Genomic DNA, 16571 nt, shown 5'->3' with positions numbered 1-16571 from the left:
CGAGTGGCCTGCGATAGCTGCATCGACCTGAACGACCGAGCCGGACGCAGGTTTTGACATCAATAGAAATCGGCTCCATTTCCCACAGGGAGAGGAAACCGATTCGGGGAAATTGGCGAGATGCATCGACCTGAACGACCGAGCCGGACGCAGGTTTTGACATCAACACAAATCGGCTCCCTCTCCTCGGGGAGAGGGCTGGGGTGAGGGGAACAGGCGACAACGCAATTCAGCCCTGAACAAAACAACAAAAACGAGAGTGATGACCATGGACGTACGCATCAAACCGATTTCGCTCGGCACGCTTTTGCTGGTGACCTCGGCGACTCAGGCGCAATACCTCGAACCCGGCGAGCCCGGCAATCCGGCAAGTTGGCGCAGCGCCGAGTTCCTGCGTGACTGGGGCCTTGAACGCATGCAGGCTGATCAGGCCTATGCCGCCGGCATCACCGGCAAGGGCGTGAAGATCGGCGCGCTCGATTCCGGTTTCGATGCCGCCCACCCGGAATTCGCCGCCGATCGCTATCACCCGGTAACGGCCAGCGGCAGCTACGTCGATGGCTCAGCGTTCAACGTCGACGGCACGCTCAACCCCAACAACGATTCCCACGGCACCCACGTGGTCGGCACCATGGGCGCCGCCCGTGACGGCAGCGGCATGCACGGGGTGGCGTACAACGCGCAGATCTACGTCGGCAACACCAACAAGAACGACAGTTTCCTCTTCGGTCCAAGCCCTGATCCGCGTTATTTCAAAGCGGTGTACGACAGCCTCGCCGATGCCGGGGTGCGGGCGATCAACAACAGTTGGGGCAGTCAGCCGCCGGATGTCAGCTATCGCACTCTCGCGGATCTGCACGCCGCCTACGCGCAGCACTGGAACAAGGGCACCTGGCTCGACGCCGCTGCCGATGTTTCCCGGCGCGGTGTGATCAACGTTTTCAGCGCCGGCAACAGCGGCTACCCGAATGCCAGCGTACGCTCGGCGCTGCCGTACTTTCAGCCGGATCTGGAAGGTCACTGGCTGGCGGTGTCCGGGCTCGATCAGAGCAATCAGCAGAAATACAACCAGTGCGGCATCGCCAAATACTGGTGCATCACCACACCGGGGGCGAAGATCGACAGCACCATTCCCGGGGGCGGCTTCGCGATCAAATCCGGCACCTCGATGGCGGCGCCGCACGCGACCGGCGCCCTGGCGCTGGTGATGGAGCGTTATCCGTACATGAACAACCAGCAGGCGCTCGAAGTGCTGCTGACCACCGCCACGCAACTTGATGGCTCGGTCACCGACGCACCGAACGAGCGCGTCGGCTGGGGCGTCGCCAATCTCAATCGGGCGATGCGCGGGCCAGGGCAATTGCTCGGTGCGTTCGATGCCAATCTGGGGGCAGGGCAGCGCGATGTCTGGAGCAATGACATCTCCGACAAGGCGCTGCTCCAGCGCCAGCGCGAAGACCTCGCCGAGCACAGCGCCTGGCAGCAAACCCTGCAGGACAAAGGCTGGCAGAACGGTGTCCCGGCCGGCGCCAGTCAGCAGGACCAGACCGATTACGCGGTCGGCATGCTGCGTGATGCGGCAGCGGCGAACCGGGTGTACGAGGGCAGCCTGATCAAGTCCGGTGCCGGACAATTGCTGCTCAGCGGCGCAAACACCTATCGCGGCCCGACCACGGTCAACGGCGGGCTGCTGACGGTCAACGGTTCGCTGACCTCAGCGGTCACCGTCAACGACAGCGGCACCCTCGGCGGTTCTGGACGCATCGGCGCGTTGACCGCCAACAGCGGCGGCCGGGTCGCACCGGGCAATTCCATCGGCACCTTGAACGTCGGCGGTGATGTGACATTCGCCCCGGGCTCGACCTACGCCGTCGAGCTATCGCCCACCAGCAGTGACCGCATCGTTGCCGGCGGCACGGCAACCGTCAGCGGCGCCAGCGTCAGCCTGGCGCTGGAAAACAGCCCGACCTTGCTCAGCAGCGCCGAAGCGCAAAGCCTGCTCGGCCGCCAGTACAACATCCTGCAAGCGGCCGGCGGCGTGCAGGGGCAGTTCGCTGCGGTGGTGCCGAACTACCTGTTCATCGGCGGCGCCCTCGACTACGCCGCAAGCGGCATCCAGCTGAATATCCAGCGCAATGCCACAAGCTTCGCCAGCGTCGGGCAAACGCCGAACCAGCGTTCGGTGGCGGCGGCAGTCGAAGGGCTGGGCGCTGGCAATTCGGTTTACGAAAGTGTGCTTCGTGCACCGACTCAAGCCTCGGCGCAGCAAGCCTTCCAGCAACTGAGCGGCGAGATTTATCCGGCACTGGGGACGATGCTGATCAACGACAGCCGCCAGTTGCGTGATGCGCTCGGCGAGCGGCTGCACGATGAATCGGCGACCCGCAGCAACGGCTGGATCAAAGCCCTCGGCGCTTGGGGCAGCACCGATTCCAGTCACGACACGGCCGGCTACAACACTTCGATCGGCGGTCTGCTCGCCGGTGTCGACGGCGCGCTGGACGAGCAGACCCGCATCGGTCTGGTCACCGGTTATAGCGACAGCTCCTTGAGCATGGGCTCGGGCACGCATTCCTCGGCAAAAGTCGACAGCTATCACCTCGGCGCTTACGTCGGGCACGACATCGGCGCCTGGCGCTTGAGCAGCGGTGCGGCGTACAGCTGGCATCGCGGCGATGTGAAGCGCGATCTGCAATACGACGAGGTCAGCGCCAAGCAGAAAGCCAAGCTCGATGCGACCACCACTCAGGTTTTCGCCGAGGCGGCGTATCGCTTGCAGTTGCAAGCGTTGGCGCTGGAACCGTTCGCCAACCTGACCTACCTGCATCTCGACACCGAAGGCTTTACCGAAAAGGGCGATGCCGCTGCGCTGAAAAGCGCTGGCGATCAGCGCGATGCGGTGTTGAGCACCTTGGGCGTGCGGGCGAGCAAAACCTTCAATCTGGCGAACCAGCAAGCGCTGGACGTCAGCGCCCGTCTCGGCTGGCAGCACAGCCTCAGCGATATCGAATCGGAACAACATTTGCGCTTTGCCAGCGGCGGCACGCCGTACTCAGTGGAGAGCTCGGCGCTGGTTCGCGATGCCGCACTGGTTGGGGTGCAGGCCAGTCTGGCGTTGAGCAAGGACGTGCGGGTCAACCTCGATTACAACGGCCAACTGGCCAGCCGCGAGAAGTTGCATGGCGTTGGCCTGAGCCTGAACTGGCAGTTCTGATGGCATGTGTTTGAGTCGCTGTGGCGAGGGGATTTATCCCCGCTCGACTCCGCAGCAGTCGCAAAACCTGTGTTTACGTAGGTTGGAAAAATTGCCGGGGGGTCGCTTCGCAACCCAACGGGGATGAATCCCCTCGCCACAGGTGCGGTTTGTCATTGGCTACCGCGGACAAAGGTGCCTCTCGCCACAGCTATTGAAACAACCGGATTTTTCGCAACATCACTAAGGAAGGTCGTGGATGGATAACAACAATACCCCCGCGCAATCGGGCGGCCGCTTTGCCCTGAAAACCCTGACAGTCGCGATGCTCTGTGCCAGCGCGATGGCGCAGGCAGCGCCTTACGTTGAGAACGGCCGCAGCGGCGATCCGTCGAGCTGGCGCAGCAATGAATTCAGGGCCGACTGGGGCCTGGGTGCGATCGGCGCGGATTACGCCTACGCCGCCGGCTACACCGGCAAAGGCGTGAAACTGGGCATCTTCGATCAGCCGGTCTACGCCGCGCATCCGGAGTTCTCTGGCAGCAACAAAGTCGTCACCCTGGTCACCAGCGGTATCCGCGAATACACCGACCCGTATATTCCGGTGAAAGCCGGCGACGCGTTCCGCTATGACGGTTCGCCCTCGGTCGGCTCCGACGGCAAGCTCGGCGCCCACGGCACCCACGTCGGCGGTATCGCGGCGGGCAGTCGCGACGGCGGGGTGATGCACGGCGTCGCATTCGGAGCGCAGATCATCAGCGCCGACAACGGCGACCCAGGCCCCGAAGATGGCATCGTGCGTGGCAACGACGGCGCGGTGTACAAGGCCGGTTGGGATGCGCTGATCGCCAGCGGTGCGCGGATCATCAACAACAGCTGGGGCATCGGCATCACCGACCGCTTCGACCTCGGCGGTCGCGATCCGGCGTATCCGCACTTCACCGTCAACGACGCGCAGTTGCAGTTCAACGAAATCCGCACGCTGCTCGGCACCAAACCCGGCGGCGCCTACGACGGCGCGATTGCCGCCGCACGCAGCGGCATCGTCACCATTTTTGCCGCCGGCAACGACTACAACCTGAACAACCCGGATGCCATTGCCGGCCTCGGTTATTTCGTTCCGGACATCGCGCCGAACTGGATCACCGTCGCCGCATTGCAGCAGAACCCGGACACCGCCAGCGCCAATCCCTACGTGATCAGCACGTTCTCCTCGCGTTGCGGCTATACGGCGAGTTATTGCGTGTCGGCGCCGGGCACCAAGATCTACAGCTCGATCATCGAAGGTACCAACGCCGACAACCTGACCACCGGCTACAAAAACTACAACGGCACCTCGATGGCCGCGCCACACGTGGCCGGTTCCATCACGGTGTTGATGGAACGCTTCCCGTATATGTCCGGCGATCAAGTCGCCAGCGTATTGCGCACCACCGCCACCGACCTTGGCGCACCGGGCATCGACGCCTTGTACGGCTGGGGCATGATCAACCTGCGCAAGGCCATCGACGGCCCGGCAATGTTCGTCACTGAGCAGGACATTCCCGAGGAGTTCCGCGTGCAGGGCGCTTACGGTTCCGGCCAGTTTGTCGCCGATCTGCCGGGCATCGGCGCGATCATCGATCAGGGCAAACCGACCGAACGCGTGTGCAGCGACATCACGTGCGGCCTCGACACCTGGCGCAACGACATCGGCGGCCACGGCGGTCTGACCAAGCAAGGCATCGGCACTTTGGTGCTGACCGGCAACAACACTTACAGCGGCCCGACCCTGGTCAATCAAGGCCGTCTGGCCATCAACGGTTCGCTGCAATCGGCGGTCACCGTCAACAACGGCGGCATCCTCGGCGGCAATGGCCGCATCGGCGCGCTGGCGGTGAACAGCGGTGGTACGGTGGCGCCGGGCAACTCCATCGGCACCCTGAATGTGGCGGGGGACGTGACCTTCGCGCCGGGCTCAACCTACGCCGTAGAGCTGTCGCCAACCAGCAGCGACCAGATCGTCGCGGGCGGCAAAGCCGTCATCGACGGCGCCACGGTGAGCCTGTCGCTGGAAAACAGCCCGACCTTGCTCAGCACCGGCGAAGTGCAAAGCCTGCTCGGCACCCGCTACAACATTCTGCAAGCGGCGGGCGGCATTGAAGGGCGCTTCGGGCAGGTCTTGCCGAATTACGCGTTCCTCGGCGGCACCCTCGATTACTCGGCGGGCGGCATCCAGCTGGCGGTCGGGCGTAATGAGGCATCGTTTGCCAGCGTCGGTCTGACACCGAACCAACGCGCCGTCGGTGCCGCCGCCGAAAGTTTGGGCGCGGGCAATGCGCTGTTCGAAACCCTGTTGCTGTCGCCCAACGCGGCGTCGGCGCAGCAGGCCTTTCAACAGTTGTCCGGCGAGATTCACCCGGCCATCGGCACGCTGCTGATCAACGACAGCCGCTACCTGCGCGAAGCCGTCGGCGAGCGCCTGCGGGAGCGTGATCTGTTCAACGCCGATGCGCCGACTGATGAGCGCAGCAACGTCTGGGTCAAGGTCCTCGGATCGTGGGGCGAAAGCGATGGCGGGCATGACAATGCCGACTCCAACAGCTCCATCGGTGGGCTGCTGGCCGGTGTCGACGGGCTGATCGCTGAAGATACCCGTCTCGGTTTCGTCACCGGTTACAGCGACAGTTCGTTGAGCATGGGCAGCGGCACGCATTCCTCGGCGTCGGTCGACAGCTACCATTTGGGTGCGTACCTGGGCCACGAAATCGACGCGTTGCGCCTGACCGTCGGCGGCGCCTACAGCTGGCATCGCATCGATGTGAAGCGTGATCTGCAGTTCGGCGACGTCAGCGGCAAACAGAAAACCAAACGTGACGCGACCACCGCGCAACTGTTCACCGAGGCCGCATACGACCTGGGCCTGCAACCGATGAACCTGGAGCCGTTCGCCAATCTGTCCTACGTGCACCTCAACACCGACAGCTTCACCGAGAAAGGTGACGCGGCCGCGCTCAAGGGTGGTGAAGACAACCGCGACGTGGTGCTGTCGACCCTCGGCGTGCGCGCCAAGCGCAGCTTCGCCGTGTCGGATCAGCGTCAGCTGGAACTGGGCGCCAGTCTCGGCTGGCAGCACAACCTGAGCAGCGTCGATGCCGACAGCCATCTGGCCTTCGCCAACGGCAACAGCGCGTTCACCGTGCAGAGCGTGTCGATGGATCGTGACGCCGCTGTGGTGGGCGTGCGCGCCGGGCTGGCGCTCAATCGCGACGTGCGGGTCAACCTCGACTACAACGGTTTGATCGGCTCCAACGAGAAAGATCACGGAGTCGGTCTGACGCTCGACTGGCAGTTCTGAGGCGTAACCGGCAGCGCTTCTCGGGCTGCCGGTTTTTCAAGAAAAGGGAGCGCTGCTCATGGGATTGTTCGCGTACAAAAATCCAAATGTGCAGAAGATCCAAATGTGGGAGCGAGCCTGCTCGCGAATGCGCTGGTTCAGGCGATTGTGATGTTGAATGTGCTGCCGCCTTCGCGAGCAGGCTCGCTCCCACAGGTACGGCGTACACATGACATTTGAGGGACCATTGAACGACAAATGAAATGCTCCGGAGCCCTGCGCTCTGGCTGTGAGCTATCTCTGACAATTCCAACAACAAGAGAGGCAATGGCAATGGGTGTATACGATTACAAGAACTTCGGCACAGCCGATTCCGCGGCGCTGTTCAGCGATGCCATGGCGATCACGCTGTATTCCTATCACAACCTCGATAACGGCTTCGCCGCCGGTTACCAGCACAACGGCTTCGGCCTCGGTCTGCCGGCGACGCTGGTTACCGCGCTGATTGGCGGCACCGATTCGCAAGGGGTGATCCCCGGTATCCCGTGGAATCCCGATTCGGAAAAACTCGCCCTCGAGGCCGTGCAAAAGGCCGGCTGGACACCGATCAGCGCCGCGCAATTGGGCTATGAAGGCAAGACCGATGCACGCGGGACGTTCTTCGGCGAGAAGTCCGGCTACACCAGCGCACAAGTGGAAATCCTCGGCAAGTACGACGCTCAGGGTCACCTGACTGAACTGGGTATCGCCTTTCGCGGCACCAGCGGCCCGCGCGAAATCCTCATCGGTGATTCGATTGGCGACGTGATCAACGATCTGCTCGCGGCCTTCGGCCCGGCCGATTACGCGAAAAACTACGTCGGTGAAGCCTTTGGCAATCTGCTCAACGATGTGGTCGCATTCGCCCGGGCCAACGGCCTCAGCGGCAAGGACGTGCTGGTCAGCGGTCACAGCCTCGGCGGCCTGGCGGTGAACAGCATGGCTGACTTGAGCGCTGGCAAGTGGGGCGGGTTCTTCGCCGACTCCAACTACATCGCCTACGCCTCGCCGACGCAAAGCAGCGGCGACAAGGTGCTGAATATCGGATACGAAAACGACCCGGTGTTTCGCGCCCTCGACGGTTCGACCTTCAGCAGTGCCTCGGTGGGCGTGCACGACGCGCCTCACGCATCGACCACCGACAACATCGTCAGCTTCAACGATCACTACGCCTCGAACGCCTGGAACGTGCTGCCGTATTCGATCCTGAATATCCCGACGTGGATTTCGCACCTGCCCACCGGTTACGGCGACGGCATGACCCGCGTGCTGGAATCGAAGTTCTACGACCTGACCAGCCGCGACTCGACGATCATCGTCGCCAACCTGTCCGACCCGGCGCGGGCCAACACTTGGGTGCAGGACCTCAACCGCAACGCCGAAACCCACAAGGGCAGCACGTTCATCATCGGCAGTGACGGCAACGACCTGATCCAGGGCGGCAGCGGAAATGACTATCTGGAGGGGCGCGCCGGAAATGACAGCTTCCGCGACAGCGGCGGGTACAACATCATTTTGGGTGGGCAGGGCAGCAACACCCTCGACTTGCAGCAGACGGTAAAGAACTTTGATTTTGCCAACGACGGCGCTGGCAACCTGTACATCCGCGATGCCAACGGCGGGATCAGCATCACCCGTGACATTGGCAGCATCGTCAGCAAAGAGCCGGGGTTTCTCTGGGGCGTGTTCAAGGACGACGTGCTACACAGCGTCACGGCCAGCGGTTTGAAAGTCGGCAGTAACCTCACCGCTTATGAATCGAGCGTTAGAGGAACGGCCGGCGCTGACACACTGAAGGCGCATACCGGCGGCGACTGGCTGTTTGGCCTTGAGGGCAACGATCATTTGCTCGGCGGCGCGGGCAATGACGTGTTTGTCGGTGGCGCCGGCAATGATCTGCTGGAATCGGGCGGCGGAGCGGATACGTTTCTGTTCAATGGCGCGTTTGGCCAGGATCGTGTGGTTGGCTATACGGCCGATGACAAACTGGTGTTTCTTGGCGTGCAGGGGGTGTTGCCGGGGGATAATTTGCGCGCCCATGCGTCGACGGTCGGGCAGGATACCGTGCTGACGTTCGGTGGGGATTCGGTGACGTTGGTGGGGGTGGCGCTTGAGAGTTTGAGTGCCGACGGGGTTGTTATCGCCTGAGGTTGATGCGGGGCCTTTGGCGGCCCCTTCGCGAGCAGGCTCGCTCCCACAGGGGATTTGTGGACGACGCAGATCCAGTGTGGGAGCGAGCCTGCTCGCGAAAAACGATCATTCAAGCCAAGTCAGTCTTCCTTGCGCACGGTCGCGACTTCATCGGCGCGAACCTTGACCTTGGCGCCGGAAATATCCTCGAACTCATAGAAACCGTCTTCGGTCTCGGTCTTCGGCATGTCCTCGGTCAGGTACTGGGTGCCGTTCTGCAACGTCACCACGGTCTGGGTCGAACAGCCGCCCAGCGCCAACAGGGCTGCGACCGCTACAGGAATACCCAGCATCTTGATTTTCATACCCACCTCTGACTCCTTGCTTGAATGTGATTGCGGGCATTGTCGGCCCTGTAACGCGGTTGGTGCCAGCATCGGCGGAAAAGTTCGATGGCGGCGCAAAAAAATGCCATTGATCTTTTTCCGTTTGCGCCGGGCAGGGCTGAGCTGGTATCTGTACGCATAACCAGTGTTCGCTTGCCGTGGCTTTGAATTCCCGTGACCTCCAACCCTCTCGACGATCCGTTCTATTACCTCAACAACTTCCGGCAAGTGCTTGATTGGCTTGGGCTTCGCTATGCCGATCTGATGAATGAAAGCGAGCACGGCTTCATCCGCGACTTCAACACGCTGCCGCAAACCTCGCAGGGATTGCTGGTACGCATGGTCATGCGCAAGGGCATTCACTTTCGCGCGAGCAAACTCAATTATCTGGAAGTCGGGGACATTGCCGAGGCGGCGCAGCCGTTGCTCGATCGCGGCTGGCTCGATGAACAGGCGGATTTGACACTGGCAGAACTGTTCGATGTCTTGCTCAAGGCCGAGCTTTTGCAGGCATTCGGCGCCTCTATCGAACAGCCGAAAGGGCGCAAGGATGAATGGCTGCCGGTGCTGGCCGAACAGTTCACCGACGCGCAAACCCTGCGCGCCTGGGCGCCGCAACTGGCTGAGCGGCTGTTCAGCCTGACCCTGATGGACCTGTGCGATCGCCTGCGCCTGATGTTCTTCGGCAATCTGTATCAAGACTGGTCGGAGTTCGTGCTGGCCGACCTGGGCATCTTTACCTATGAAAAAGTCGAGTTCTGCGCCGATTCCCGAGGCCTGCGCAGTCGCGAAGACGTCGACGCCTGCCTGTTCCTGCATCAGTGCCAACTGCGTTTCGAGGCCGGCGAACCGCTGGACGAGATCGTCGAGCAGATCAACGCCGTGCAATTCGACAACCCGTGGCTGCGCCGCCGGCAAGCCAAGGCGTTGTTCCAGATCGGCCAGTACGCCGAGCGCATCGGCGACTTTGCCCTGGCCCTGAGTGTTTACCGCGACTGCGCCTACCCGGGCGCACGACTGCGGATGATCCGCGTGCTTGAACGTTGCGGCGAATACGCATTGGCGCTGGAACTCGGCACGCTGGCCGAACAGGCACCGCAAAGCGCGGCCGAGCAGCAAGGCTTGCAGCGCATCGTCCCGCGCCTGCGGCGTAAACTCGGCGGCCCGCCGCTCAAGCGTGCCAAGGCCAGAGAGGTCGAGCGCCTCGATTTGCACTTGCCGCGCATCGATCCGGCGCGGTCGGTGGAGTTTCATGTACAAGCGCACTTGCATGCCGATGACGGCCCGGTGCATTACGTCGAGAACAGCCTGATCAATTCGCTGTTTGGCCTGTTGTGCTGGCCGGCGATCTTCGCGCCGTTGCCGGGCGCGTTCTTCCACCCGTTCCAGCGCGGCCCGGTGGATCTGCTCAGCGAAGACTTCCTCGAGCGCCGCGCCGAGCTGTTCCAGGCCTGCTTGGGCGAACTCGACGACGGCCGCTACGCCGAGACCATCCGCCAGCGCTTCGTCGACAAGTGGGGCATCCAGTCGCCATTCGTGTTCTGGGGCGCGCTCAATGAAGACTTGCTGGAGCAGGCGCTGGCCTGTCTGCCCGCCGAACACCTGAAACACTGGTTCAATCGCCTGTTGCTCGACATCAAGGCCAACCGCGCCGGCATGCCCGACCTGATCCAGTTCTGGCCGCAGCACAAGACCTACCGCATGATCGAAGTCAAAGGCCCCGGCGACCGCTTGCAGGACAATCAACTGCGCTGGCTGGAGTTCTGCCACGAGCACCAGATGCCAGTGGCCGTGTGCTACGTGCAATGGGCGGAGCAGAGCGCTTGAGTTACAGCGTTGCCGTGCGTGCATTGTGCGAGTTCACCGCCAAGACCGGCGACCTCGACCTGCGCTTCACCCCGTCACCGACCGCGCTGGAAGGCATCGTCGGCCATCGCACCGTGGCCTCGCGGCGCAGCGAGCAATACCAGAGCGAAGTGGCCCTGCAAGGTGAGTTCGGCGAGTTGAAGGTCAAGGGCAGGGCGGATGGCTACGATCCGGCGCAAAACTGCCTGGAAGAAGTCAAAACCTATCGCGGCGACCTGAGCAAGCAACCGGCCAATCACCGCCAGTTGCACTGGGCGCAGGCGAAAATCTACGGCTGGTTGATGTGCCAGAAGCTGCAACTGCAGCAGATCAATCTGGCGCTGGTGTATTTTGACGTCGTCAGCGAAAAGGAAACCTGTCTGGTCGAATCCCACAGCGCCGAATCGCTCCAGGGGTTTTTCGCGCAGCAGTGCGCTTTGTTCCTGCAATGGGCCGAGCAGGAAATGGCCCACCGCGAGGCGCGCAATCTGGCCGCGCAGCAACTGGCGTTCCCGCACGCGGATTTTCGTCCCGGCCAACGGCATCTGGCCGAATCAGTGTTCAAAGCCGTCAGCACCGGCCGCTGCCTCATGGCCCAGGCGCCGACCGGCATCGGCAAAACCCTTGGCACGCTGTTTCCGATGCTCAAGGCCTTGGCGCCGCAACAACTGGACAAGGTGTTCTTTCTCACCGCCAAGACTCCCGGACGCAAGCTGGCGCTGGATGCCAGCCAGGTGTTGTTCAGGCAAACGCCGGACTTGCCGCTGCGGGTGATGGAAATGGTTGCCCGCGACAAGGCCTGCGAACATCCGGACAAGGCCTGTCATGGCGAATCCTGCCCGCTGGCCCAGGGTTTTTATGATCGCTTGCCGGCCGCCCGCGGAGCCGCCAGCCGCATCAACCTGCTCGATCAGGCGGCGATGCGTGAAGTCGCCGCGCAGCACAGCGTGTGCCCGTACTACCTCAGTCAGGAAATGGCCCGCTGGGCGGATGTGGTGGTTGCCGACTACAACTATTACTTCGACTTCAGCGCGCTGCTGTTCGGTCTGGCCCAGCTCAATCAGTGGAAAGTCGCGGTGCTCGCCGACGAGGCGCACAACCTGGTCGAGCGCGGCCGGCAGATGTACAGCGCCAGTCTCGACCAGTTCACCCTCGCCAGCGTGCGCAAAACCGCGCCGGCCGCGCTGAAGAATTCGCTGCAACGGGTCAATCGCGAATGGAACGCGCTGCACGCGCCGCAACTGGCCGCGTATCAGGCCTACGACAAGGCGCCGGACAAGCTCCTGCACGCCATTTCGCTGTGTTGCGCGGCCATTGGCGATTACCTCAACGAACATCCGCAAGGCCTCGACAGCGGCCTGCAGAATTTCTATTTCGACTTGCTGCAATTCGCCCGGGTCGCCGAGCTGTACGACGAGCATTACCTGTTCGATATCAGCAAACGCGACCTCGACCGCAAGCGTCCACTGTCGCAACTTTGCCTGCGCAACGTGGTGCCGGCCGTGTTCATCGGCCCGCGCCTGAGCGCGGCGCGCAGCAGCGTGCTGTTCTCGGCCACGCTGAGCCCGCGCAACTATTACGCCGACCTGCTCGGCACGCCCGCCGATACGGTGTGCATCGACGTTGAATCGCCGTTCAGCGCCGAGCAATTGCAGGTGCACATCGTCAGCCAGATCTCCACGCGTTTTAACCATCGCCAAGCCTCGCTGGAGCCGATCGTCGAGCTGATCGCCCGCCAGTTCAGCGAGCGCCCGGGCAACTATCTGGCGTTCTTCAGCAGTTTCGATTACCTGCAACAGGTCGCGACCTTATTGGCCGAGCGCCATCCGCACATCACCCAGTGGTTGCAATCGCGGGGCATGGCCGAGGGCGCGCGGCAGGCGTTTCTCGACCAGTTCAGCGCCGACAGCCAGGGTGTGGGGTTTGCGGTGTTGGGCGGCGCGTTTGGCGAGGGCATCGATTTGCCCGGCGCGCGGCTGATCGGCGCGTTCATCGCCACGCTGGGGCTGGCGCAGCTCAACCCGGTCAACGAGCAGATGAAGCGGCGCATGGCCGCCATTTTTGGCGCTGGCTACGATTACACCTATCTGTACCCGGGCATGCAAAAAGTCGTACAAGCCGCTGGGCGGGTGATCCGCACCCGTGAAGATCGCGGCACGGTCATGCTCATTGATGACCGCTTTGCCGAGAGCCGCATCCAGCAACTGCTGCCGCGCTGGTGGGCGATCAAAAGCGAACCGGCGCTGTTCAAATCGACGGATTCACGCATACTTCAGCCCATGACAGTGGCTGGTGAGTGTGATGAGTGAAAACAACAGAACCGCAGCGATCGAAGACAGCCGTTTCCGGCTGCTGATCGACGCGGTTGTCGACTACGCGATCTACATGATCGACCCCGACGGTACCATCACCAGTTGGAACTCCGGCGCCAAACGCTTCAAAGGTTATGAAGAAGCCGAGATCATCGGCGAGCACTTCTCGCGCTTCTATACCCCTGAAGACCGCGCCAACGGCATGCCGCAGCGGGCGCTCGACACGGCAATTCGCGAAGGTCGCTTCGAAGGCGAGGGCTGGCGCGTGCGCAAGGACGGCACGCACTTCTGGTCCCACGTGGTGATCGACCCGATTATCGACCCCAACGGCAAGCTGCTCGGGTTCGCCAAGATCACCCGCGACCTCACCGACCGCAAAATGGCCGAGGAAACCCTCAAGCAAAGCGAACAGCAGTTCCGCCTGTTGGTGCAGGGCGTCACCGACTACGCGATCTACATGCTCAGCCCCGAAGGCTGCGTCAGCAACTGGAACCAGGGCGCGCAGCGCATCAAAGGCTATTTGCCGGAAGAGATCATCGGCCAGCATTTTTCGATTTTCTACACCCCCGAAGACCGCGAACTCGGCGAGCCGCAGCGCTCGCTGGAGATTGCCACTCGCGAAGGCCGCTTCGAGAACCGCAGCTGGCGGATGCGCAAGGACGGCACGCGCTTTCTTGCCCACGTGGTCGTCGATGCGATTCGCGGCGACACCGGCGCGTTGCTCGGCTTCGCCAAGATCACCCGCGATGTCACCGAGGCCCACGAAGCGCAGCAGGCCCTGGAAAAGACCCGCGAGGCGTTGTTCCAAGCGCAGAAGATGCAGGCGATCGGCCAACTCAGCGGCGGCATCGCCCATGACTTCAACAACCTGCTGACGGTGATTCTCGGCAACCTCGAGATCGTGCAGAAACGCATCGGCGACGCGCCGAAAATCGCTCGTCTGCTGGAAAACGCCACCCAAGGTGCCTTGCGTGGCGTCTCGTTGACCCAGCGCATGCTGGCCTTCGCCCGTCGTCAGGAGCTCAAGACCGAGTCGGTGGATATCCCGCAACTGGTGCAAGGTATCACCGGGCTGCTGCGCAGTTCGCTCGGGCCGGGGATTCGCATCGAAACGCGCTTTCCCGAAGATCTGCAGCCCGTGCTGGCGGACAGCAATCAGCTGGAACTGGCGATCCTCAATCTCGCCACCAATGCCCGCGATGCCATGCCCGACGGCGGCACGGTGATCATTCAGGCGCAAGCCGAAGTGGTGCTGGAACAAACTCATTCGACATTGGCGGCGGGGCGTTACGTGTGCCTGAGCCTGATCGACAGCGGCGAAGGCATGGACGAAGCCACGCTGGCCTGTGCCCGTGATCCGTTCTTCACCACCAAAGGCCTGGGCAAAGGCACCGGGCTGGGCTTGTCGATGGTGCACGGCTTTATCGAACAATTGGGCGGGCGCTTTATTCTGAAAAGCGAGAAGGGCCAGGGTACGGCGGCCGAGCTGTGGATTCCGGTGGCGCTTGAGCGTACGGCCAGTCGCTCGGCGTACAGCAACGCCGCGCCCATTGCGGTGCCGAGGCTCAGTGTGCTCGTGGTCGATGACGATTCGCTGGTGCTGACCAGCACCAGTCTGCTGCTGGAAGATCTCGGCCATCGAGTCATCGGCGCAACGTCCGGCGCCCAGGCGCTGGCGCTGTTCGATCAGGGCGAAGTGATCGATCTGGTAATCACCGACATGGCCATGCCAAAAATGAGCGGCGCGCAACTGGCCCATGCGTTGCGCATGCTCAAGCCGGATCTGCCGATCATTCTCTCCACTGGATATGCCGAACGCCTGGAAGGTTTTGCCGCTCAACTGCCGCGTCTGCCGAAACCGTTCACCCAAGCGGGTCTGGTGCAGATCATCGCCCAGTCAATGAAATGACGCGCTGGTCGATCCGGCTGAACTAGTGCTGACGCGTGCCTTTCCAAAAGTCTTGTTCACTTTTGGAGGGCACTTCTCTTGTCTCGCATATTGACCCAGCCAAGCGCTGCTGAAGAAGCCTTGGCCGAACACGACGCCAAGATGTTTGGCTCACCCAAGGAGCGCCTGGATTTCTATCGCCGGGAAATCCAGTACGAAACCAGCATCCTCGCCAACCGCACCGACGCCTACCTCGCGGCGCAGTCGTTTCTGGTGATCGCTTTCGCCTCGTGCATGGCTAACCTCAATCCGGAGTGGGGCAAGATGTTCACCCTCGTCGTGCCGCCGTTTCTGGCATTGCTCGGCGTGCTCAGTTCATTGAATGCCTGGCCGGGGATTCGTGCGGCGTACGACATCATCGACCACTGGCACTTCAAGCAGAGCCAGTTGCTGCACAGCGAGCCGGTGATGGGCGCGGCGTATGACGAGTCCCCGCTGTTCAGCGAGATGGAATCGAGCCACAAGGGCTATCGCAAGTCGCTGCTGTTTTCGGTGCGCACGCCTTGGATTTTTGCGACGTTCTGGGTGATGTTGGGGGTATATGCGGTGTTTATTCAGGTGACCAATCCTTGAGGTGGATTGGTCGGGACAGGTGCTGGATGTTGTGGTGTTAATGAGATTTTACCCCCTTCCCCCCAGCCCTCCCGAAACGTCGGACCGCCCCCAAGGGGGCGAGGGGGAAAGGGAGCAGATTTTCACGCTTTTCAAAATTTGTATTCGACTCGATTTTCAGGTCGATGAATAACGAAAAAACACACCGGTCAGTCCCCTCTACCCTAGAGGGGCGAGGGGGAAAGGGAGCAGATTTTCACGCTTTTCAAAATTTGTATTCGACTCGATTTTTCAGGTCGATGAATAACGAAAAAACACCCCGGTCAGTCCCCTCTCCCTCGGGGAGAGGGCTAGGGTGAGGGGCTTTTGACTTTTATTACGCAGTTTCCAGCTCACGCCGCGGCGTAACAGCATTCTGCACCGCCGCCGGAATCGGCGGGAAATCCTCATTCAGTACACACAGATGATCAATCGCATCTTCAAATTTCGCATCGGCTTTCTTGCGCAGTGCCCGGTATTGCTCAAAGCGTTCGAAGTCGGTCGGCGTCTGTTCCAGCAGCGCGTTGGCCGCTCGGTTCAGTTCGTGGGCTTCTTCGAACAGTTGACGATTGCGTTCCAGAGCCAGTGCTCTGCAAGCCTTGATTTGCGCAGGAGTCGAGCATTCGTTCATGACCGTGACCTTGTTTGTGTCGGGGTTCCGTTTAATAGGCTGTTCACCGCAGGGGAACCGAACCTGCCGGGCCGCGCTGATGATTGGCGCGGTTAAAGTTGTGACCGTTGGGTCGCGCCTGGCGATCCATTTTTTTGCAGAAAAATCTTCGATAAATTTCAGCCAAGCGCAGCGGCTGAA

Annotated in this window: 9 protein-coding genes; 7 read left to right on the top strand and 2 right to left on the bottom strand. The window is 61.9% G+C overall.

Annotated features, from left to right (window positions below):
• The first annotated feature begins 268 nt into the window (after positions 1–268).
• The 3 genes from PS14A_RS13060 to PS14A_RS13050 all read left to right on the top strand — a co-directional run bounded on the left by PS14A_RS13060 (position 269) and on the right by PS14A_RS13050 (position 8696).
• Positions 269–3214: an autotransporter serine protease gene (locus tag PS14A_RS13060; protein ID WP_212616399.1), complete on the top strand. Its 2946-nt coding sequence runs from the start codon at positions 269–271 to the stop codon at positions 3212–3214.
• A gap of 238 nt (positions 3215–3452) precedes the next feature.
• Positions 3453–6530 (top strand): autotransporter serine protease, encoded by a 3078-nt coding sequence (locus PS14A_RS13055; RefSeq protein WP_212616398.1) that lies wholly within the window; start codon positions 3453–3455, stop codon positions 6528–6530.
• A 312-nt stretch (positions 6531–6842) separates the two neighbouring features.
• Complete coding sequence (locus PS14A_RS13050; protein WP_212616479.1) at positions 6843–8696, top strand: polyurethanase; 1854 nt, start codon at positions 6843–6845, stop codon at positions 8694–8696.
• Between the two features lie 122 nt (positions 8697–8818).
• Here PS14A_RS13050 and PS14A_RS13045 read toward each other — a convergent pair whose 3' ends face one another.
• Entirely contained in the window at positions 8819–9043 is a 225-nt protein-coding gene (locus PS14A_RS13045; protein WP_016774830.1) for a YgdI/YgdR family lipoprotein, read from the bottom strand.
• 195 nt (positions 9044–9238) lie between these two features.
• Between PS14A_RS13045 and PS14A_RS13040 the strand changes: the two genes are divergently transcribed.
• The 4 genes from PS14A_RS13040 to PS14A_RS13025 all read left to right on the top strand — a co-directional run bounded on the left by PS14A_RS13040 (position 9239) and on the right by PS14A_RS13025 (position 15742).
• Complete coding sequence (locus PS14A_RS13040) at positions 9239–10891, top strand: VRR-NUC domain-containing protein (protein WP_212616397.1); 1653 nt, start codon at positions 9239–9241, stop codon at positions 10889–10891.
• On the top strand, positions 10888–13218 hold the full coding sequence (locus tag PS14A_RS13035; protein WP_212616396.1) for an ATP-dependent DNA helicase: 2331 nt from the start codon (positions 10888–10890) through the stop codon (positions 13216–13218). Before PS14A_RS13040 ends, PS14A_RS13035 begins: the two co-directional genes overlap by 4 nt.
• Positions 13211–15130 (top strand): PAS domain-containing sensor histidine kinase, encoded by a 1920-nt coding sequence (locus PS14A_RS13030; RefSeq protein ID WP_212616395.1) that lies wholly within the window; start codon positions 13211–13213, stop codon positions 15128–15130. Before PS14A_RS13035 ends, PS14A_RS13030 begins: the two co-directional genes overlap by 8 nt.
• 78 nt (positions 15131–15208) lie before the next feature.
• The gene (locus PS14A_RS13025) at positions 15209–15742 is read left to right on the top strand and encodes a hypothetical protein (RefSeq protein WP_130909637.1); all 534 of its coding nucleotides are present in this window, start codon (positions 15209–15211) and stop codon (positions 15740–15742) included.
• 355 nt (positions 15743–16097) lie between these two features.
• Here PS14A_RS13025 and PS14A_RS13020 read toward each other — a convergent pair whose 3' ends face one another.
• On the bottom strand, positions 16098–16391 hold the full coding sequence (locus tag PS14A_RS13020; protein WP_039761510.1) for a hypothetical protein: 294 nt from the start codon (positions 16389–16391) through the stop codon (positions 16098–16100).
• Positions 16392–16571: the final 180 nt, after the last annotated feature.

It is taken from the genome of Pseudomonas sp. 14A, from assembly GCF_018132745.1.
Taxonomy (GTDB): Bacteria; Pseudomonadota; Gammaproteobacteria; order Pseudomonadales; family Pseudomonadaceae; genus Aquipseudomonas; species Aquipseudomonas mercuritolerans.
Note: the sequence above shows the minus strand (reverse complement) of the source record. Positions and strands in the feature narration are given on the sequence as shown.